24 protein-coding genes and 1 other RNA gene are annotated in these 20,925 nt (G+C 36.5%); 20 read left to right on the forward strand and 5 right to left on the reverse strand.

Annotation, left to right across the window (positions count from 1 at the left end; translation table 11 throughout):
* Positions 1–113: 113 nt before the first annotated feature.
* The 20 genes from CSUIS_RS02715 to CSUIS_RS02805 all read left to right on the forward strand — a co-directional run bounded on the left by CSUIS_RS02715 (position 114) and on the right by CSUIS_RS02805 (position 17,649).
* Positions 114–635, forward strand: coding sequence for a hypothetical protein (locus tag CSUIS_RS02715; protein WP_086297013.1), 522 nt, complete (start codon positions 114–116; stop codon positions 633–635).
* 53 nt (positions 636–688) lie between these two features.
* Positions 689–3,223 (forward strand): PBECR3 domain-containing polyvalent protein, encoded by a 2,535-nt coding sequence (locus tag CSUIS_RS02720; protein ID WP_086297014.1) that lies wholly within the window; start codon positions 689–691, stop codon positions 3,221–3,223.
* A gap of 118 nt (positions 3,224–3,341) precedes the next feature.
* Positions 3,342–4,592, forward strand: coding sequence for a putative barnase/colicin E5 family endoribonuclease (locus CSUIS_RS08470; protein ID WP_192940208.1), 1,251 nt, complete (start codon positions 3,342–3,344; stop codon positions 4,590–4,592).
* Between the two features lie 350 nt (positions 4,593–4,942).
* Complete coding sequence (locus tag CSUIS_RS02730) at positions 4,943–5,251, forward strand: hypothetical protein (protein ID WP_086297016.1); 309 nt, start codon at positions 4,943–4,945, stop codon at positions 5,249–5,251.
* Positions 5,226–5,753 carry a hypothetical protein gene (locus CSUIS_RS02735; protein ID WP_086297018.1) on the forward strand — a complete coding sequence of 176 codons (528 nt, stop codon included), beginning with the start codon at positions 5,226–5,228 and terminating at the stop codon, positions 5,751–5,753. Before CSUIS_RS02730 ends, CSUIS_RS02735 begins: the two co-directional genes overlap by 26 nt.
* 721 nt (positions 5,754–6,474) lie before the next feature.
* Complete coding sequence (locus CSUIS_RS02740; RefSeq protein ID WP_086297020.1) at positions 6,475–7,413, forward strand: SU10 major capsid protein; 939 nt, start codon at positions 6,475–6,477, stop codon at positions 7,411–7,413.
* Between the two features lies 1 nt (position 7,414).
* Complete coding sequence (locus CSUIS_RS02745) at positions 7,415–8,053, forward strand: hypothetical protein (RefSeq protein ID WP_086297021.1); 639 nt, start codon at positions 7,415–7,417, stop codon at positions 8,051–8,053.
* Positions 8,053–9,237: a coiled-coil domain-containing protein gene (locus CSUIS_RS02750; protein WP_086297023.1), complete on the forward strand. Its 1,185-nt coding sequence runs from the start codon at positions 8,053–8,055 to the stop codon at positions 9,235–9,237. Before CSUIS_RS02745 ends, CSUIS_RS02750 begins: the two co-directional genes overlap by 1 nt.
* Positions 9,234–9,755 (forward strand): hypothetical protein, encoded by a 522-nt coding sequence (locus tag CSUIS_RS02755; protein ID WP_086297024.1) that lies wholly within the window; start codon positions 9,234–9,236, stop codon positions 9,753–9,755. Before CSUIS_RS02750 ends, CSUIS_RS02755 begins: the two co-directional genes overlap by 4 nt.
* Positions 9,756–9,757: 2 nt before the next feature.
* Positions 9,758–10,033 (forward strand): hypothetical protein, encoded by a 276-nt coding sequence (locus CSUIS_RS02760; protein ID WP_086297025.1) that lies wholly within the window; start codon positions 9,758–9,760, stop codon positions 10,031–10,033.
* Positions 10,033–10,461 (forward strand): hypothetical protein, encoded by a 429-nt coding sequence (locus CSUIS_RS02765; RefSeq protein WP_086297026.1) that lies wholly within the window; start codon positions 10,033–10,035, stop codon positions 10,459–10,461. Before CSUIS_RS02760 ends, CSUIS_RS02765 begins: the two co-directional genes overlap by 1 nt.
* Positions 10,462–10,463: 2 nt before the next feature.
* Entirely contained in the window at positions 10,464–12,152 is a 1,689-nt protein-coding gene (locus CSUIS_RS02770) for a hypothetical protein (protein WP_086297027.1), read from the forward strand.
* A gap of 2 nt (positions 12,153–12,154) precedes the next feature.
* A complete protein-coding gene (locus tag CSUIS_RS02775; protein ID WP_086297028.1) occupies positions 12,155–12,556 on the forward strand; it encodes a hypothetical protein in 402 nt (133 codons plus the stop codon).
* A gap of 9 nt (positions 12,557–12,565) precedes the next feature.
* Positions 12,566–13,198 carry a DUF4376 domain-containing protein gene (locus CSUIS_RS02780; RefSeq protein WP_086297029.1) on the forward strand — a complete coding sequence of 211 codons (633 nt, stop codon included), beginning with the start codon at positions 12,566–12,568 and terminating at the stop codon, positions 13,196–13,198.
* Positions 13,199–13,630: 432 nt separating this feature from the next.
* Entirely contained in the window at positions 13,631–13,990 is a 360-nt protein-coding gene (locus CSUIS_RS02785; RefSeq protein WP_086297030.1) for a DUF1353 domain-containing protein, read from the forward strand.
* 78 nt (positions 13,991–14,068) lie between these two features.
* Positions 14,069–16,246, forward strand: a complete 2,178-nt coding sequence (locus tag CSUIS_RS02790; RefSeq protein ID WP_086297031.1) for a hypothetical protein — start codon at positions 14,069–14,071, stop codon at positions 16,244–16,246.
* Positions 16,243–16,605, forward strand: coding sequence for a hypothetical protein (locus CSUIS_RS02795; protein WP_086297032.1), 363 nt, complete (start codon positions 16,243–16,245; stop codon positions 16,603–16,605). The genes CSUIS_RS02790 and CSUIS_RS02795 overlap by 4 nt, the downstream gene beginning before the upstream one ends.
* Positions 16,583–16,723 (forward strand): hypothetical protein, encoded by a 141-nt coding sequence (locus CSUIS_RS08475; RefSeq protein ID WP_192940209.1) that lies wholly within the window; start codon positions 16,583–16,585, stop codon positions 16,721–16,723. The genes CSUIS_RS02795 and CSUIS_RS08475 overlap by 23 nt, the downstream gene beginning before the upstream one ends.
* Positions 16,713–17,150 carry a hypothetical protein gene (locus CSUIS_RS02800; RefSeq protein ID WP_141081974.1) on the forward strand — a complete coding sequence of 146 codons (438 nt, stop codon included), beginning with the start codon at positions 16,713–16,715 and terminating at the stop codon, positions 17,148–17,150. Before CSUIS_RS08475 ends, CSUIS_RS02800 begins: the two co-directional genes overlap by 11 nt.
* A gap of 10 nt (positions 17,151–17,160) precedes the next feature.
* On the forward strand, positions 17,161–17,649 hold the full coding sequence (locus CSUIS_RS02805; RefSeq protein WP_086297033.1) for a glycoside hydrolase family protein: 489 nt from the start codon (positions 17,161–17,163) through the stop codon (positions 17,647–17,649).
* Here the strand turns inward: CSUIS_RS02805 and CSUIS_RS02810 are convergent.
* The 5 genes from CSUIS_RS02810 to CSUIS_RS02830 all read right to left on the reverse strand — a co-directional run bounded on the left by CSUIS_RS02810 (position 17,644) and on the right by CSUIS_RS02830 (position 20,848).
* Positions 17,644–18,078 (reverse strand): hypothetical protein, encoded by a 435-nt coding sequence (locus CSUIS_RS02810; RefSeq protein WP_086297034.1) that lies wholly within the window; start codon positions 18,076–18,078, stop codon positions 17,644–17,646. The two genes, CSUIS_RS02805 and CSUIS_RS02810, sit on opposite strands and share 6 nt — an antisense overlap.
* Complete coding sequence (locus tag CSUIS_RS02815; protein WP_086297035.1) at positions 18,075–18,545, reverse strand: Panacea domain-containing protein; 471 nt, start codon at positions 18,543–18,545, stop codon at positions 18,075–18,077. The genes CSUIS_RS02810 and CSUIS_RS02815 overlap by 4 nt, the downstream gene beginning before the upstream one ends.
* 121 nt (positions 18,546–18,666) lie before the next feature.
* Positions 18,667–19,827 (reverse strand): tyrosine-type recombinase/integrase, encoded by a 1,161-nt coding sequence (locus tag CSUIS_RS02820; protein ID WP_152023640.1) that lies wholly within the window; start codon positions 19,825–19,827, stop codon positions 18,667–18,669.
* A gap of 204 nt (positions 19,828–20,031) precedes the next feature.
* Positions 20,032–20,393: a transfer-messenger RNA gene (ssrA, locus tag CSUIS_RS02825) on the reverse strand.
* Positions 20,394–20,431: 38 nt separating this feature from the next.
* The gene (locus CSUIS_RS02830) at positions 20,432–20,848 is read right to left on the reverse strand and encodes a phosphorelay protein (RefSeq protein WP_086297036.1); all 417 of its coding nucleotides are present in this window, start codon (positions 20,846–20,848) and stop codon (positions 20,432–20,434) included.
* Positions 20,849–20,925 lie beyond the last annotated feature (77 nt).

Here is a 20,925-nt window from a genome sequence, read left to right on the forward strand (position 1 = left end):
GTTTCCTTGAGCGGGGTACCCCATTTATGGGGCTTTAGTGCGGGGTCAAAAGGGTGGGGCTTGTCGCAAAGGTCGGCTCTGCTGACCTGCGAAGTTAAAAAATAGGAGTAAAAATGGGATACTATGATAGAATGCTAAGGACACTACAAGCACCTAGCACAAATGGTGGGGTAGGCACTGGGCTAGGGCTAGCGGCAATCGGTCAAGCCTTAAGTAATATAAGCAAGATTAGCGATGATAGGGCTAAGGCTATAGCAGAAGAAGATAGGGCTAACTGGGAGAGGGCGTATAAGGATAATGAGATGGCTATGGCGATAGAGCAAAATATAAATAATAGCGCTCAGCGTAAATTTGAAAACGATATGGCGGTAAAAAAGCTAAATTTGGACGAAAAGGCCACTCAAGCGCAGATAAATCAGATGAATACTAATGCGGCTATAGCAAGAGATGCACATAATCTAGCAAGGCTAGATAACTATACATTGACTAGACTGCTACAAGACTTTATACAAAATGGTAATGTAAATAGCGGGTTATTTGCTCAATATAAGTTTGGGGTGCCGATTAATATGGATTTTATGCCAAGTAAAGGTGGGGTAAATATAGATAAGATAGGGGATATAAAGATTGATTGATGGCTAAAATTTAGAAAAAATAATGGTAAATTATCTGCTTTAAAGGAGTATTTATGGCAGAGATTTACACGGTTAGAAGTATTTTAGGCGATGAGAGCTTACAAAATTTAATTAATCAAGGTAGAAGTCAAGATGAGATAATAAGCATAGCTAAGGCTTATAAAGATGAGGCTATAAAGAGTGGGGATAAAGATGCTCTAAATAGAATGAATTTAGTTAGTCAAAAGCAAGGAAAGGCGGACTTTTTCACTAGGCTGGGTGATAAGATGGACGCAAATGGATATGAGACCATGGGGAGTATCGCTCGTGGTATAGATATAGTAGCTAGTAAGGTAGCTGCGCCTATAGCTAGTCTCGTGGGGGATAGTGATAAAGAGGCTCAAATTTTAGCTGATATGAAGCTAACACAATCAATTAATGAAGCTAAGAATTTAGATAAAATAGCAACTACTGCTCGCACTCAAAGAGAGTATCAAATAGATAGCAATAACTTACTAGCTAATGCTATAGGATCATATACTAAAGACTCAAAAACTTACGCTAGAAATCTAGTAGAACAGGCTGAAAATAGTGGCTACACGGCTATGGATAGATTTAATATCGGTATGGCTACAACTGCTAATGCTACTAAATATCTGATAAAATCAATAATTTACGGCGAAGATAGCAAGGAAGCTAACGATATAAAGGACGCTCAAAAGATATTACAAGCTAGTCGTGATGCGTATGAAGCTAATAATCCTGATAAATGGAATGTAGCTAACTTCGCTGGAGAGATGGTAACTGACCCGCTAAATGCTGTGGGACTAGCTAAAGGATTTAAGGTAGCTAATACCGCTTTTAAAAAGGGGGCAAATGTAGCCTTTGATTTAGCTCAACTTGGAGCCATCGGTGGTATGGCTGGGGCTATAAGCGAATATGGAAGCCATAAAGACAAAGATGAACAAAATGTAGCTGGTGCAGCGATGATGGGGGCTGGGGCTGGGGTGGCTCTTGGGGCTGGATTTATGGCGCTGGGGGCTGTGCTTAATAAGATAGCTAGTAGATTTGGTCAAAAATCTACGCTAGAGCAAAACGCACAGACCGCTAAAGATGAAGCAGCTAAAGAGCTAGAAAAAGGCACCCCGCAAGATATAGATAAGAGACTACAAAAGATAAGTGATGATATAGAAGAGGCTTTTAGCGCTGATGAGAATGGGGAGAATATAGCTAGGCTTTTAGGGCAAGAGTATGATGATAATATAAATAAGGCGATAAAAGAGAGTGAAGAGGTATCAACTGCGATAGATGATAGCGTGGCTAAATTTGCTAATGATAATCCAAAGGCTAGTGCTAGTGATATAGAGATATATATAAATAAAACTTACGCACCAAGCGAAAATGAAAAAGAGCTAACACGCATAATAAATGATGATAAGCCTGTAACTCCACGAATGGCTGGGTATAGGGTGCTAGGAGTGCTACAAAAGAGTATGGAGTATAAAACACGCTTTGATCGTGATACAGTGGTAAAGAGATTTAAAAATCACGGCTTTAATGATGAGTTAGCTAATGTATTTGCTGATGCTTACATAGCTGATGATATAAGCGTGGCTAGAAGATATCTAGATAGCAAGGTAGCTAGTAATAGGCAAAAGAGCGTAGAAGATGGGCGTAATGAGTGGCTTGAGAACACTACAAAGAGCAATAAGGCTAAAACTCCAAAAAATCAAGATGAAATTTTAGAAGAGATAAGTAGCGATAAAACGCAATTTAAATTAATCGATGATAGCGATATGACGCCTGAATTAAAAAGTAGATTAGAAAATGATGGATATACTCTAGAGCGTGAGCCTGAGAGTGGAGTGTGGGAAGTAAGCAAGGGTATATCAGATCAAGAGATAAAGGGGTCTGATGAAGCCTTAGAAAATGCGGTAGTTAAGGCTGATAAGCTTGATATTTTGGATAAATCCAAGCCATTTAGAAAGGCTGAAAAAAGCGAACTTACAGATGAATTAATGGAAGAAGTGATTAAAAATGATAGTAAGCTATGGATAGACAATGCTAGTGATGAAGTAAGCAAACTTGTAGGCTTGCCAAATGCGAAAATTACGCTAAATGGAAGCGCTATAAAACATACACTACAACGCCACGGCGAAAATAGTGTAAATGTCAAAAATGGCGAACCGCCAATTACGCTAGATGATATAAAAAACCACGCTGATATAGTAAATAACGCTGATAAAAGAACTTTTGGCGTTAGTGATGATGGGCAAAAAGTCTTAATCAGTGCAAAACAAATAAATGGACATTTTGTCGTAGTTGAGACAATAGGAACAAAAAAGAGGCAACTCTCTTTTAAAACTATGTATAAAGTAAATGGTAAGCTTGAAAATAATCCACTTTTTAAAGATAGCACGGCATCAGCTAAGCAGATAGAAACTGCCGAAAGCTCCCTAAGCCCTAAACCTAGTGCCAACTTAGATAGCCTTAGCCGTGCCAATACCAAGAATTCTACCCCAAATGAGATAAAAAGTCAAGAGCCAACACAAGCAGAGCCAAATACAAATAGCAGATTAGAAAAAAATCAAGAAATTTGTAGAAGGTAAGACAAATAAAGCCTTAGATAGTGATATAAAAACTTATAATCAGCTATATAGATATGTTTTAGATGATTTTGCTAAGGCTCATCCTGATGAATTAAATTTGCCTAAATATGCTAGTGAAATGGCAAACTATATCACAAAAGAGTTTTTAGTAAAACACGATAAAGAGATAAAAGAGATAATTACTCAAAAGACAAGTGGAGAAAATAGACAAATAGCTTTAAATGCCTTTGAAAATTTAAAAGAGAATTTCGATGAGTTAAGAAGTGTGGGCATAGGCGATTTAGTCAAGCCAACAGCAAAAGGGATAAAGGATAAAATAGCAGAAATTGAGATAAAATCAATGAGCGATAAAGAGCTAGTAACGCAATTTCAAAAGCTAAAAGATAGCAAGGCTAGGGTCAATGAAAATCTCTATAAATATTTAGAAAATGAGATAAAAAAAAGAGAGAAAAAGCTATATCCATTTATAAATAGTGATAAAAAAGACTACTCTTATGACTTAGAAAAGCAGCTTAAAAATCGTGGATTAATGGGGCTAAAAGATAGTGATTTAGAAAATATAGCTAAAGAGAGAAATAGCGTATTATACTTGCCAAGCTATATAAGAGAGAATATCGAACAAGAGCTAAATATAAAGCCTATCAAAGAATTTGGCACTAATTACGCTGAATTCTATCACGATGGAGCAAACGCTATCAAAAAGCTTTTAACCGAAAAGCAAGGTCAAGTTGCTGGGGCGTTTGAGAGAGAAGAGCTAGGCGATATAGATTTAGTGTGGGGTGAAGTAACAGACCATATAAAACATAAGGGTTATGGCTTATCTCATATCTTAGATAAACGCATTTATCAATATATACAGCAAGGACTAAGCAAGGAAGAAGCCGAAGCAAGGGCAATAGAGCTTATAAATAAGTTGCCTGATATAATAAAAAATGGGGAGATAATCAAAAAACCTAACGAAGCTATACAAATTATAACAGATGATACTAAAATAGTGTTAAAATCTAATTATTATGGAGAACCAACAAATAAATGGATAGTTACAACATATGAAAGATTAGAGAAAGACTTAGATATATCCGCTAAGCCTATTACAAAAAGCACGAATTCGCCTTTAAACTCTAGTGAAAATTCTACCACAACTGCTAATAAAAGTCAAGAATTAAATTTAAGCAGAGCTGAGCGTAGGGCGATGGGGATAGAAGAGCCAAAGGGTAAAACTCTAGTAATAGATGAAAAGGCGGTTAAAAGTGATGTAAGGGAGTTTGGGAGATTGGCTGATCAAGTGGGGCTAGGATTTAAGAGTGCTAAAGAAGCTAAGGCTGTGATGGATAAGTGTGATAAGAGTAAATTTGATTGTGGGAGTTAGTGTTTATTTTTTAGAATATATTTTTATATTATTAACCTGTAAAGCAAAATAGGGGAACCCCACTTGTGGGGTTTTGCTCAGCTGCGAAGTTAAAGTAGTTTTTTAATTTAAGTGGGAAGGGGAGCGCTTTTTTGGCAGCCGCTACCCCTTCCCCCTTAACAACCCCTAACCCCCTGTAAAAGCCTTTCAATGGGTGGCTTCGCCACGGATTTTTATAAAGGTTTGGGGCAAAAATAGGGGTACCCCGCTTGCGGGGCTTTAGGTGGGTCAAGGGAGTGTAACTCCCTGTCGCAAAGACTAGCTTTGCTAGTCTGCGAAGTCAAAGTAGGTAAAAATAAAAAGGAGACAATATGACAAAAGATAGTTATGAGCTTTTAGGATTTATCATTAGTAAAGCAACTAATGGTTTGATGGTATATAGTAGCGTTGATGGCGAGAAAGGTCAGATCGATATGGGTGAGATAGGAGACGCTGTAGTGAAATTTAAAAACAAAAGAGAGTATAAGGTATTTTCTAAAGAGCAGTGGCTAGCAATGCCAAAAAACGCTAAAGAGGCTACTAAAACAGCAAAGAAAAATGAGCCAGTATTAAACGAATTTGAAGAGCAAGAGAGTGATTTAAAAGGAGAAAATGATGAGTCAGCAAACAGCTTGGTATGATGAGCCTTTGGATAATGAGCTAAATTTAGATGATGAGAGCAGTGAATCATCAAATACACAGCAGAGCGAGCCGCAAAAAGAGGTGGCAAAAGAGCCTGATAAAGATACCCCAAAACAGAGCGATACTCAAAAGCTTGAGCTTAGTAGTGAAGATAGAAGATTGCTAGATGAGGCGGCGGCTAGAGAGAGATTTTCAAATGAGATTGCTATGGCTGAAAAGAGCGTGCCTGGGTTTGATCGTGGCAAAGTCCTTCATAAGCTAGAAGAGATAAACAAAAAAGACCCAGCTACGGCTGCTAATCTATTTAGCTCTCAAGGGCTAGAGCTTATATGGTATAAATATTTTGCTCATCAAGCAAATAGCGATAATGTGATGGATAGCCATAGAGCTAGAATGGAGAATTTCAACCCTAATGAAGCGATAGAAAAGATAAATAAAGGTGAGGCAAGTTCAGCTGATATGGTGGATTTTTACTCTCATCTTGGTGAGATTTGTAAATAAAATTTTCGCAATAGCAAAACAACCTTAAATGGTTGTTTTGTGGCGAAAATTTGGAATAATTAACCAATTTATTTTTCTTTTTAAGGGAGAAGGGGAGCGCTTTTTGGCAGATGAGTAGCGTGACAGCAAAAACGATGTAAATCATCGTTTGCGACGCTACGAAAGATAGCAACACCTTGGCTTCCCCCTTAACAACCCCTAACCCCCTGTAAAAGCCTTTTAAAGTTGCTGTGCTTCGCACAGATTTAACTAATTTTATTAAAAACTCTTTTTAGTTTTTAATAAAATTTTAAATTTACTAAAAAAAGATTTGGGGCGGATAATAGGGGGTACCCCGCTTGCGGGGCTTTAGGGGTTTTGAAAGGGCGTAGCCCTTCATCGCAAAGACGGACTTTGTTCGTCTGCGAAGTCAAGATAGGCTCCCCTTTCCCCTTTAAAAAAGAAATTTACACTTCTGTCATATTTTAAAAATTTTAAATCCTTAAAAGAAAAATAAATTCAAATTTTTTAAAAAATATAAAATTTTTATTATAAAAATTAAAGAGTTAAAAACCCAATTTTTATGATCATTAAAAGCTAGCTTATATTTGAAATTAGAACAAAATCAATACCCATTTTTACGAAATTAATTTCTTAAAATCTTTAAATTACAAAAAGAGGTTTATTAGGTGAGCTGCGATTATTGCGGCTTTTTTTGGAAATTTTACAAAAAGGAGATTATGTGATTAAAGCAGGTTTGATAGATAGTAGTGAGGCGTTTGGTAAAATCGCTGATTATGAATCTAGAATTTTAAAAGTTGGTAGAAATGAGACGCCATTTCTAAGCTCAATTAGCTCTATGGCACCAAGCAATAGAGATGGAAGCGTAGCAGCTGGGCATATGTGGTTTTATGATCAGTTGCCTGATGGATTAGGTCATGATGATCCTAGCACGGCTAGTGATGAGGGTGGGCGTATGAGTAGTGTGAGTCATTACACTGGTAAAAGGCTAGAAAATCACTACCAAATTCTAAAACAAGCCTTTGGGGTAACTGGGTCTGAGGCTGAGGCGATGAGAGTTAATGGTCAAAAGGTGATAGCAGCTCAAAGAGAGCAAGCCTTGATCCAATTCAAAAAGACTTTAGAGAAAATTTTACTAAGTGAGCAAACAGCAGTAGCTAGAGTAAATACAGCTGGTGCTAAGGTTGCTGGGAAGTGTGGTGGGCTAAAGAGCTTTGCTACAGCGTCTAATAAGATTGATGCTGGTAGAGTTGATCTAACTTGGGACAGTATTAGAGAGCTTTTAAAAATAGGCTATCTAAATGGTTCGCCATATAGAATTCTAATGATGAATGATAAGCAAAAAGATAAGCTAGATGATATTATCTTTTCTAAAGCTCATGTGAGTGGGTTAAATACAAGTAGAATTGATAATAATGTAACTCACATTGGAAATACAGCTTATGGCACAAATATCCAAGTAATGCTAAGCCCATATCTAAAAGATGATGAGATCATAGCACTTAAGCCTGATGATATAGTCAAGGTCAATTGGCGTCCAATGGCAGAGAAAAAAAGAGAGACAACTGATGATGCTGAGCTATATGAGATTATAAATGAATTTACTCTAAGGGTTTGTACTCCATATGCTTTTGCGTGGTTACATAATCTAAAGGTTTGAGATGACCAAGGCGGAGTTTATCAAAAGGGCGGAATTTGCCTTAAAGGGTGATCATCCGCCGCCTGCAAGTAGTGATTTAATAGATAGTCTGATATATAGGGCGGCTGCTACAATCAGTGATGAGATAGAGCCACTGGAGTTGGTGGAGTGTGATAAGAGATTTTTTGAGGTGTATCGCCATATTGATGAGTATTATTTTATACGCAAATTTAAGATTTATGATGATAGCTTTGGCTATGATGATGAGAATTTAAACTCAGCTTTATTATATCTATTTTGTTTTAGCGTTAGTGCGGTAGCGCAAAATCAAAGCTATTTTATATCTTTAGCTAGAAAAGCGATGATGGCGTATCAAGCTACTATTTATGATGGGTATGAGGTTAATGATCTACAAAAAGCTTTAAATAGATGGGGATATGCTAAGCCATATGTGGTAACAAAGGCTTTAAATGCTTATTATGCGTGGGATGAAGCGTTTTTGAGTGAGCTGGATTTTTATCTAAGTGATCATAGCAAGATTAGAGGGCTTAGTGTAGAGAAGTTTATACAGCACTTTATAGACTATCAAAATGGCGTAACTTCTAGCCAAAGAGCAGATATCAAAGATTTAGATAGAGTGATGAGTGAAAGGGTAAGATAATGGCAATTCAAAAAGCATTTACACAAATTTGTCAAGAAATTTTAGATAGATATGATAGCGTGCTAGATACTCATAATCTTAGCCAAAATATAAAGCGTGAGATACAAAGCGCTAAAAGTGAAGTACAAGCTAATAAAGACGCAGCCCAGCAGATAAAAACAGAGACCCAGCAGATAAAAACAGAGACCCAGCAAATCAAAACAGAGACTCAGCAAATCAAAATAGGGGCTGAGCAGATAAAATCTCAGACCCAGCAGATAAAAACCCAAACTGAGCAGATAAAATCTCAGACCCAGCAGATAAAATCAGAGGCTCAGCAGATAAAGCTAGAGCTAGTAGCTAAAGCCCAGAATCTCTCTGAGCTAATTGATGCTTTAGAGCAGATAAAGCAAAGTAATGGGGTTAGAGTTGATGAGATAATCCAAAGCCTAATATTATCTGATAAAGAGTTTTTAGTTAGGGCTATGGATGAGCTACTAAAAAGGGCTGAGTATAGCCATGAGTATAACCATAAGGTTGAAGAGATAAGGCAGCTTAGCCAGGCTATATCAGCAAAGCTTGAGGAGCTAAGGTATGGTATTTTAGATTTTGCTGATATAGTAGAGGATAGGCTAAGTAGTGCTGGTGAGCATTTGATTAAAAAATCTAATCAGCTAAAGCTAGAGGCTACTAGAGCTAAACACGAGATAGCTAGCAAAAAAGAAGAAGTAATAAATCTAGTGGAGAGTGAGCTAGGTAGGGCTAGTGATTACTTTGCTAGAGAGTTTAAGAGTGCTAATATCCATAAAATGGAGCTAGATGAGCGTAGCACTATAGCTAGAGATTTGATAAATGAGCTAAAGGATGATGAGCTATGTGATGAGCTATATCTGGTGCGTGGCGAGAGTGCCTTAGGTAGGGCTAAGGTAGCTAGTGAATTGCTAGGGCTTAGTATAGCTACAGGGGCAGCTAAGGCTATAGGGCTTAGATATGAACGCCAAATTCCAAAGCTAGTAGCCTTGCAAGATGAGACTAAAGAGATTAAAGAGCAAACTCAAAATAGATTAGATGAGCTAAACATACTACTAGAGGCTAGTAACGCAGCAGCTGCGTCTAAACTAAAAGAGTTAGATGAATTAACTCTAGAAGCTCATAAGATGATTAAAAATAGTGAATTTGGTAATTTATTAGGAGTTGTATTGTGAAATTAGATGGATATAGTTTTAGTGGAGATAAGACCGTTAGCTTTAATAGCAATGCAGTAGTGAGCATAGGGCTATATAACGCCTTAGCCAGTCCAAAAGCAGTTACGATAGAAGTACTAGATGAACTAGGCAGATTAAAGGCTACTTTGTACTGCGCAACGCTTGAAGGGTTTAAAGGGTATAACACTAAGATATTTGTAAGAAATGGCCAGAAGCTAAGAGTATCAGCTGATGCTGGTATAGGCGTAAATGTAGGAGTAATAAATGAAAGCTATGTAGCTAGAGGTGTCTTAACTACTGAGTATATAGCCTGCGTAGGTGATGGGGTTAAGAGCGAGTTTGGCTTAAATGGTATGAGTGTAAATAGCTTTAAAGAGCTTTGCATTATCTTTGATGGGGTTTATACTGCTGTTTTTGGTAAGGATTATACCCTAAGCGATGATGGTAGTGTAGTAAGGTTTAATAAAGTAGTAGCTAATGAGCTAGAGTTTGTAATGATAGTAATTAAGCAGGAGTGAGAATGAGACCAAAGAGTTATGATATAAGCCGTGGCGAGATAAATGGCGAGATTATCGGTGGGAAGCTACGTCGTGGGGTTGTGAGCTTGCCTCCGATTTTAGAGGATAAAAGTAGCATATTTTGGGGATATGAGGGTGAGCTAGTAGTACTAAAGAGTAGTGGCGTGATATGCTTAGTCTTAGAAGATATAGCTCAAAATGATGCTAATACTATAGAAAATCTAAAAGCTAATAATAAGATAATGTATCTAAGTAGCTTTATAGGAAAGGATGAGTAATGCCAAATAGTGCAATGATAATAGACCCAGCCTTAGCTGGTGGTGGTATAGGGCTAACCCCTACACAAAATCAACCAACTACTACTAATTGCTGTGATGATAAACTAGATGAGCTAATAAGATATCTAAGTATATCAGTACCAGCAAAGCTTGAAGAGCTAACGCTAAGGATAGATGCGGTAGCAGCTCACTGGCAAGAGGCTAGTAGGATAGGTAAAGAGGTGCATAACGCACTAATAAGCTCATTAAGTGCTAATCCATCTAGATTTTTAATAGGTGGTGTGGAGTATGATAACTTTGCTAAGCTAAATGAGAGACTTCAAGAAGTTGTCTTTGATACCTTAGATAGAGTAGAAGAGACTAAGCAGTTTATACTAGATGAAGTAAGTAAAGCAACTGTGTTTGATAATATTGAGATAGTGGAGTAGATATGGGAACTAGAAAATTTGAAAAACTAATTCTTAGCAGTGCTAAGAGTAAAAATGATATAGTAGCTGAGGCACTGGCCCAGATAAATAAATACGAAGCTAAAGACCCAGCAAATGACTATATATGTAGCGTAATACACGCATATGATAATGGGGATAACGCTGGAGACCAATACATTGTAATCAATGAAAAGCTAAGAGTAGAATATGGGCTAAAGGGTAATGCAGTAGCTAGCTCACACTATAGTATGGCTGATATAAAGGCTATGATAGATGCAGTAGATGCTAAGATACCTCTAGACCCAGCTAAAGAGGCTTTGCTAAAAGAGGTAGAGACTATAGAGGCTGATATAAGAGCTAAGGAAGCACAGCTACCACCAAAAGAAAAAGAGCTAAGAAACCTAAAACAACAAAAGGCTACTATAGAACAAGAGATAGCAGACCTAAATTCTTTAATAGCTGAAGCTAGGGCTGAGGGTAGAAGCACTACAGTACTAGAAGCGTCAAAGGCTCAAAGAGAGACAGACCTAGCTGCTAAAAATAGGGAGATATCTACGCTAGAGGGGCAGATAAATGAGATTAAAAGACAGATACCTTTGCTAAAAGAACAAGCCAAAAACAAACAAACCCAGCAAGAGGCTATAAAAAGCCCTGAGCTAGCTACTAAGGATTTTGTCAATGAGCTAAAGAATACGCTAACTGGGAGTATAAATACTAAGGCTAATGCTAATGCTACGGTGAATTTAACAGGCAATCAGACAATTGCTGGTAATAAAACCCTAAGTGGAGCTACGACACTAGCAGCTACAGTCATAAACGGAGCTACGCAGCTAAAAGGTGCAGTAACTGCTACAGGGGCTATAACTAGCAGTGGAAATGTAACCTTTAATACTGGGCAAGTAACCTTTAATAATAAAGCTCCAATATCTAGTGTAGCACCTACAGTGGCTAATCACTTAGCTACTAAGGCTTATATTGATGGGATAAATACTACGCTAACTGGGAGTATAAATGCTAAAGCTAATGCTAACGCCGTAGTAACTTTAACTGGTAATCAGACAATAGCTGGAATTAAAACTTTTTCTAGCCCTGTAGTAGTGCCAAACGCTACAGCAAATACTCACGCAGTTAATTTAGCTCAACTAAATACTAAGGCTAATGCTAATGCTACAGTTAATTTAACAGGTAATCAGACAATAGCTGGTAATAAAACCCTAAGTGGAACTACGACACTAGCAGCTACAGTCATAAATGGAGCTACTCAGCTAAAAGGTGCAGTAACTGCTACAGGGGCTATAACTAGCAGTGGAAATGTAACCTTTAACACTGGTCAAGTAACCTTTAATAACAAAGCCCCAATATGCAATGTAGCACCAGCAGCAGATACAAATCTAGTAAATAGAGCATACTCTAAAAAGCGTGGGGCTTTTGTAGCAGTAACTGGTGGGGCAATTAACCTTAATAATGGTATAAACTTTAGCTTAAATCTAACAGCAGCAACAAATATAACAGTAGCTAACGCAGCAGCAAATATAGGTCAAACTGGGGAGATATTCATAGCTAAAGGGGCTAATATCCAAGCTTTTTCAGCTCCATTTAACTTTAGGATAGCTCAAAGTGGCTTTGGGGCTAATGAAGTGTTTTCTTATGTAGTTGTGAGTAGCTCTTTAGTTAGAATTACAAGGAGTTAGGGTTGTTATTAAGTGGTGGAGCTCTAGAAATAAAAGATATTGATGGAAATGTGGTTAGTGGGGTTACTGGGAACTACTTTAATTTATTTAGTGCTACTTTTACCACTTGTGGGCAAGTTATTAATTTACCATCACAAGCAGTAGGGAAGAAGGGTTTTATGGTGGTTAAGACTACTTGTAAAATAGGTTTTACCTATCAAGGGGTGTCAAATGGTGCGGCTTTAAATCGAACTTGGTGGGCGATGAGTACTTCTAAACATCGCTATGTAGGTGAGATAGCAAACCATCAATATGAAATCGCTACTCTTCCTTCTACTATGATATACGAAGAGTATAACACAAGCTCAAAGGGGTGGCATACTAGCAGTACAAGATATAAGATAGAGATACTAATATATTACTAAGGAGTTTAAATGTTTTATGATATAAATAAAAATGAGCTAGTTAGTCTAGAAATATACTATAAAGATGTTGAATTCAGTGATGAAAACGGAGAAAAGCATCAAGGAGTTGATACATACTTTTTAGATAACTGCGATGATGAGACGCTAAGGTCTCTTGGCTTTGCTAGAGTGGTGGAGCAAGAAGCCCCAGCAAATGATGATATCTATAAAGAGCCATCTATTCTAAAGAGCTATGACGAAGCTAAGAATATCTATAATATCAGCTACGAGATAGCAGATGTGAGCCTAGAAGACGCTAAAGAGATAAAGCTAGATGAACTCTCAAGTATTAAGGCTACAAAGCTTTTAACGCTAAATTATGGTGGCAATGAGTATCAAATAGATAGCGATAGCAAGATAAATATAAGTGGCAAGGTAAGCCAAATTCTACTAGCTACCTCTAGTGGGCAAGATACTGGGGCTATAAATTGGATTACTAAGGATAATAAGGTAGTAAGCTTTAGCAAGGAAGAATTTATGGCTTTTGGTGTAGCTGTGGCAGCTCATACTGAGATGATATTATTTAAGCACGACCAGCTAAGAACTGCTGTAAATAACGCTACTAGCATAGATGAGATAAAAGGTATAGAGTGGGTGGATTAAGCCTTAGTGAGTGTTACTAAAAAGTATAGGAATATTATAGTGCTGATGATTAAGATAGAAGCAGTGATTATAGGTATCATTTGGTATCCTTTATATCCTTTTGCTTTTGTTTTATCTTTAGGCAAACTATGATAAATAAGATTAGCAATAAAGGTATTAAGCAGCTAATTAGGATTAGCTTCTATTTTGACTTCGCAGACGAACGAAGTCCGTCTTTGCGACAAGCCCCATCGGCTTGACCCCGCACTAAAGCCCCGCAAGCGGGGTACCCCATTTATGGGGCTTTAGGGGTTTTGAAAGGGCGTAGCCCTTCATCGCAAAGCTGGGCTTTGCTCAGCTGCGAAGTCAAAAGTAGTTTATCTAATTCAGCCATATTTTACCTTTTTGCTAATTGTATAAAAAATCAGTTTAAATAATTATAAAGGAGGTTAAATGAATAGAGTAGTAGTCCAGCCAATAGATAAAGATAAATTCCGAGTATATAAGGATTTATCATATCAGGGGATTTATATTCCTAAAGGTTTTGTAACCAATGGGGCTAATATCCCTAGGATTTTTTGGAGCCTTTTCCCACCAAATTCGCCAGAGTACCTAAGCGCTGTGGTAATCCACGATTATATGTGTGCTAATGTAAGCGAATATGGGTATGAGATGGCTGATAGATACTTCTATGACGCTATGCTTGAAATAGGTGTGGCTAAATGGAAAGCTAAGCTATTTTACTTTTGGGTGAAGTGGTATCATAAGTTTAAAGTGTTTAAAAATAGGGGTACCCCGCTTGCGGGGCTTTAGTGTTTGCTACTTTAGCACGGACTTTGTTCGTGCGTTAAAAGTAGATAAAAATAGATAAAAAATAATTAGGAGGTAATAATGATAACACAAAGAGTATTAGTAGTCATAAATGACCGTGATTTACAAATGAGCAAAGAAAATCTAATAAACTCTGTAATTAAGGTATTAAATGATAAACATAACGCAGATATAGAAAAAGCATATATCGCTGAAGTATTTAATACTAAAACTAAGGAGACCTTTTGGGTAGTTGATGATGCTCTAAAGGCTATGCTAAGATTAGATACAAATGTACTAGAGAATAACTACGCTACAAAGGATATGCTAAAAGGCGTTGTAGCTGGTGGGTCAGTAGAGTTAAATGGTAGTGGTATAAGAGAGCAGCAAATCCAAACCCTAATCTCTCAAGCACTCATTAATAAAGTAGATAGAGCTGAAGTATATAGCAAAGATGAAGTAGATGAGGCTTTAACTAATCTAGCTACTAAAGATGAAGTAAATGCTAAGCTAGATAGCTCTACATATACTACTGATAAGGCTACATTTGCTACTAAAGATGAGCTAAGTACCTTAGTATATACTAAAAGTGAGGTAGATGAGAAGGTAGCTACTGCAGTAAGTGGTGGTAGTGTAAATCTAGATGGCTTTGCAAGGGTAGATGATATAGCAAATCTAGCAACCAAAGATGAGCTAAGGGCTAAAGCCGATATAAGCAGTCTAGAGAGCTTAGCTACTAAAGATGAGCTAAATAATCTAGCAACCAAAGATGAGCTAAGGGCTAAGGCTGATATAAGTAGTCTAGAGGGCTTAGCTACTAAAACAGAATTAGCGAATTTGGCTACTAAAGAGGAGCTACAAGAGGCTATAACCTCTAATGAGACCATCACTAATCTAAGCAACACAGTAGCAAATCTAGCCTCAAATATGCAAGGTGCAACATACGCTCAAGTAGCTGCGATGTTAAACTATAGCTCTAGTGGGGCTAGCTTGCCAAAGAGCCTTGCTATATACTCAGATTATAGCCTAAAAGAACGCAGTGGCGATACAGTAGTTAAGATAAAGATTAAAGAGTGTCTAGATAATAGCTATGCAACACTAAGTGAGCTAAAGCTTTATGGTAGCGATGGTAAGCAATATGTAATGCATAGCTATACCGATAGCTCACTAACTAATGCTAAGCTAGTCTATAAAGCCAAAGATGATGGGGTAATCCCTGAGCTAAGCAGCGTGAGTGCTACAAGTAGTGAGTGGAGCAAGGGCGAAGATGAGATAGAAGTGGATATAAAGGCAACATCAGCATTTAGTGGATTTAATGTATATAGAATAGGTGCTAGATTTAGTAGTAGTAGTGGCTGGTGTAGTGCTAGTAGTGCCGCAAATAAAGATGAAGTAACTATAACTATTAAAGATTTTACCCCAGCTAAGCTAGAGATAAGAACAGGATATGCTAATAATACCCATTTGATTACTAAATCTAGCTTTGTAGTTAGTGCTGGGGAGCTCTACTCTGAGGAGCTAGCAGCTAATGAAGGCGATAAGAGTAGGGTTATAAGCTTAGATTTTAATAAGATGAACTTAAATCTAAATGGTGATAAGTATGTAGAGTTAGCTAAGGCTTGGAATATAGTACCATCACAGTATGAGCCTAACTATACTATAGGTAAATTATTAGACCTAATAGGAGAAGTAAGTGGTGATAAGCCATTTAAATTCACTCTAAAAGGTATAGCAATACATATTGATAGTTATGGTACTGGTATAAGTAATGTTGAGTTTTTCAATCACGAAGGTGCTAGGCTATATCCTAAATATGTTCAAGTAACTAGTGGTGATAATGTAGCTACATTTATCCTAACTAAAAATGAGGGTGAAAAAACTGAAGTAGCTAATACTATCCCAGCTGATTATGACTATGAAGCTGCTAATGAGTATAAGGTAATAGCTAAGAGAATATCACCTCAATATGGTGGAAATTATCTATTTGAAAAGATGATGTTCTATACAGCTGCTGGTGGGTATAATAATGAGTATCTCACAGGTAGTGGGGTTGTCCATTTAGAATTTGAGTGTAGCTTTGTCCCAGCTAAGGTGCAATATATCCAAAGTCCATATGGACACGGAAAGGCTACTGGGTATGATATCTTAGTAGATGATGCGGTAGTATCAACTGTAATGTATGCTGGTGGGAGCTATGACTATGAGACGCACGACCTAGCTAATGTTAAGGTTAAAGTGCCAAAAGAGGCTGCACAGTGATTTGGGGCTATGGTATTATGGGGCTAATCTTAGCCCTATTATGGTGGCAAAATGATAGCTTACAAGATGAGCTAAAAGAGCAACACACTATAAATAAGATGGCTATTAATGCTAATGAAAGGTGGGAAGCTGAAATATCTAAGCTAAATAGCGAATTTGCTAAGGGGCTAGAGACCCTAAGTGAATTAAAAAGCAAAAAAGAGGTAGAAAGAGTGTATGTCAAAGAGCGTTCAAGTAATACAAATAGCTGTATTGATGCTATTAATGCTGTTTATGAGCGGTTGTGGGAGCGTGAGAATAACAGAACCACAAGCAACGCCAAAAGCTCATATACCAATGAGCCTATATCAGCCAAGTAAGCCTAACTTTAGCAAGAGAGCTAAAAGCCAAAAGGAGGCTAGTGATATGGTATGGGAGCTATATCTATATATTATGGAGTTACACTATGGGATGGAAGCGTTAAATGATGGAAAATGAAGTTTTAAAAATGGTTGAGAGCGGTGGTATCATCGCTCTTTTGATAGTAGGCGTGTTTTTTCTTTTTAAAACATCTAAAACGCTCTATGAAGGTAGAATCCAAGATTTAAGAGAGTCTAAGCTAAATAGGCAGCAATTAGACCTAGTAGGCGATAAGATAGATGCGGCTATAAGTGAGATAAAATCTAGCAAAGAAGCTATTGTAACAGAATTGCAAAAGCAACATTTAGTAAGCGAGAGCAACTCTACTAATCAACTGGCTATGATTAGAATGCTAGAGCAATTAGCAAATACAAAGCTAGATAAGATAGAGAATGACTTAATAGAAGTGAAAAACAGCACTAGAGATACTCAATCTATTTTACAAAATATCAGGGCAGCTAGTGCAGCTAGAAGACAAGAGAATAACATAAAACTAAGAGATTAAGGAGTGCAAGATGAGTTTAAGTAAAGATGGATTAAATGAGCTTATAAGTGAGCTTAAAGTTGAAGAAGGTTTTAGAGCGAGTATATATCAATGCTCAGAAGGAGTTGATACTATCGGTTATGGCTTTAATGTAAAGTATCTAACCAAAGATGAAATAGCTCTAAATGATGGCGTTATAGAGCCAATGAGCGAAGAAGTTGCTACTCAAATTTTAAATCGTAAAGTTAAAAAGCTTATAAAGAGTGTAGATGAAATTTATAGTTGGATAGACAGTCTTCCTGAAGTGGTAAAAATAGGTATCTATGATATGATTTATCAATTAGGTATCAAAGGCTTTGGTAGCTTTGTAAATACGCAAAAGTATCTAAAGCTTTTAGATTATTCTAAGGCTATAGAGAATATCAAAAACTCAAAATGGGCTAAGCAAACACCTAGAAGAGCTAATAACTTAATTAAGAGATTAGAGAGGGCTAGGGATGACTATAAAAGCTTTTTATGAGTGCTGATATATATCGCCTAAGTTGTATTCTATAGCGTGGATATAAAAGCAATTATTATCAATAGTGCCAAATATCCTGCTATCTCCTGCTCTAATGATAAAGACTGGGCTTGTGAATTTGGCTAAAAAATGCTTAACTTTATCATTACTCCATCTCCATTTATCAATGTCGCACTTTTCGCAACCACCTATAGATTGTGTTTTTTCGGTCAAGATAAGCTCGCGGGGTTTTTTCTCTCTTATATGCATAAGAGTTTTTACTATTTTTTGAATCTTTAATTTATCGTTGAGAATATATGATGAGCTAGTAGGTAAGCCAAATTTACAATCATCTATAATCTTTGTAAAACTAATATCAAGGATTTCAGGATTACTCTCTTTTAAATTTGTGTTATGATACTCTTTGTTAGCGGTCTCTTTTAATTTCATTTTTCAACCAGTGGTGTAAAAAAGTTTTTTAAGCTATCAGTCGTGATTTCATTATTTTGACCTTGTTCATATACACTAAGCCACGGCATCTCTGTGTGCGTTTTATCTCTTAATCCATAGGCTGAATATTTATCATACATGTTTAATACTTCACTTATTAGCTTAGTTTGCTGTGGGTGGAGATTAAGAGCGCCCATTTGCTCATCATTCATCGCTTGATTTTGTAGTTCTTCGTCAGTTAGCTTTTTCGCCCATCTATAAACCGATGGCACAACCGGTCCGTGTAGCCACGCTTCCATTTTATCATCAAATAAAGGTGCGTTAAACATAGCTAAATGGTAGCCTTGAATATAATAAAGCAACTTTAAAAGCTTTAATCTACTTGTATATTCTATAATCTCATCATCATTCTTTTTTAATAAAGCTAAAGCTAATTTAGCGGTATCTATGGCTGATATAGTTGTCATCTCTATTCTCCTTAATACTTAAAATTTATCAAAAATAAGCTTTAAATTTGCTTTTATTAGCTTAAACCGCACAAAAAATATAAAATGACTTAATTTTAGGTAAATTTGAACCTAGGCTTTATTAGTTATTTTTATCTAATAAAAGCCTATCTAAATACTCTCCCCACCACTCCATAACTTTACGCATATACTCTATCTGCTTTGAGCGGTTATATACTGCTCTTACGCTATTTTTATCTTGATGAGCTAGGCAACGCTCTATTATCTCGCTACTTTGTTTATGTGCCTCTAAATTCTCATGAGCCAATGTGCTAAACATAGCTCTAAACCCGTGAGAGACAAGCTCATCTCTGGTATATCCCATACGCCTTAAAGCGGTATTTAACGCATTTTCACTTAGCGGCCTTATATCGCTTTTTAAACTCTTAAATAGATATCCGCGCGCGCCTTGAAGCTCTTTATATTCATTTAAAATTCTTACCAAACTTGTGCTTAATGGCAACTCAAATTCACGCTTCATTTTCATTTTACTAGCTGGTATTGTCCAAATTTTATTCTTTAAATCTATCTCATCCCAGTGAGCAGACCTAGCGTTAAATGGCCGCACTGCGCTATAAATTGCTAATTTTAGAGCGTATTTAGTCGCTATATATCCATTATATTCATCTATAGCCATCATCAAAGCCTTTATATCGCTAGTTTTTGTAAGAGTAGGGTAGTTTTGCTTACTAACTGATTTGAATGTATATTTATAGTTTATATCAGTTGTGATATTTCTTGTGATGTGATTGGCTGATTTATAGACTTGAGAGATTAGGTTAAAGAGCCTTTTTGGCGTATCAGAGCCATTTTCAAACTCTTTTATAGCCTCTATTATATCAAGCGTTGTTATCTTGCTTATATCCATATTTAGGAGTTTTTTAGGCTTTTGTAGCAAAATTCTATCACGCTTTATACTACTTGGTGCTAGCGTGGCACTCTTAATCTCTAGTAATCTATCAGCCAAAGCCCCAAATGTAACGCCACTATTTTTTAAGCTCTCGCCAGATTTTAAGCGACTTAGCATATCAAATGCTATCTCTTTTGCCCTATTTAGGCTAATATCCCCATACTCGCCTATAGCTAGGCGTATTTTATTAGCTTTATTTTCAAATTCAAAATATTTATTTCCACTTGGCATAACCCTAACCATCAATCCACAGTAGCTACAGCTTTTGCGATATATCTTATCTGTTGGCTTTAGTGATTTTAGCTCTTTATCTGTCATTGGCTTTTTATGCATTTTTTGCTCCAAAATAAATTTACTTACAATTTTGTAGATTTTGAGCAATTGTAAGTAAAGTTGTAAGTAAAGTTTATTAAAAATAGTTAAACAAAATAAAATAAAACTAATTAAAAATAGTATAAAAAAATGTGTTAAATCCCGATAAATAGGGGTTTTATAAAAATAAACAAAAATAAATAAAAAAGGATAAAAAAATAAAAATGGTGGAGGTGTGCGGGATCGAACCGCAGTCCAAAAATAACAAACCCACAGCCTCTACATGCTTAGCAGAAGTGAAATTTTCACTCAGCCTTGCTCACTTCCCAAAACAACTAGCCAAGCTAAGACTAAAATTCGCCTTGATACTCGTCAAATACCAAAACTACACTATCTAAGGATTACTCGCTTGTTTAGCTAGATAGTATCGCCAAATAGCAAGGCTCAACTGAACTTACGCAGCTTTAGCGTAAGCAGGAGCGAATTTAACGTTGTTTGCGTTTAATTTTAATTTAGGCTTTTTAAGCTATGCCAAAAGCTGCATGCCACCGTGACCTCACTACTCCTGTCGAAGCCAAGTCACCCCCATAAAAGGCTGGAATAGTACTCAAATTTAGCTTAAAGATTAATTAAAAATTTCATTTGGAATGGCGATGATTTTAGGATTTAATATCCTTAAATATATCTCATCATTTTCTATATCATCTAAGTAGCCTTGTAATTGATCCACTACTAAAAGAAGCCAATCTATTAGCTCATTTGAAGCAGTCGCACCTGTAGTGTGGCTGGATTTTAATCTACTTGTAATATCTTCTACGATTGTTGTTAATTTGACTATTTGATCTAGTTCTAGATATTGACTTGCGGTTTTAAGATTGTGAAAAATTCTATAAAGCTCATTGCTACTATCATCAAATTTATCGCTACGGCTTAAATTTACAATGAGTTTATCAAGAGTGCCATTTATAAATCCAAAATGAGTAAGATAATCTTCTATAATGTCTAATTCATAATTTGCTTCTAATTCTTTTAATAAACCCATCGCTTGCTCTTTAGATTTTTGTCAAATTGTAACAAAATTTAAGTTAAATTTAGTAAAATATTTCAAAAAATTAAAGG

The sequence above is a fragment of the Campylobacter porcelli genome (assembly GCF_002139855.1).
Taxonomy (GTDB): Bacteria; Campylobacterota; Campylobacteria; order Campylobacterales; family Campylobacteraceae; genus Campylobacter; species Campylobacter porcelli.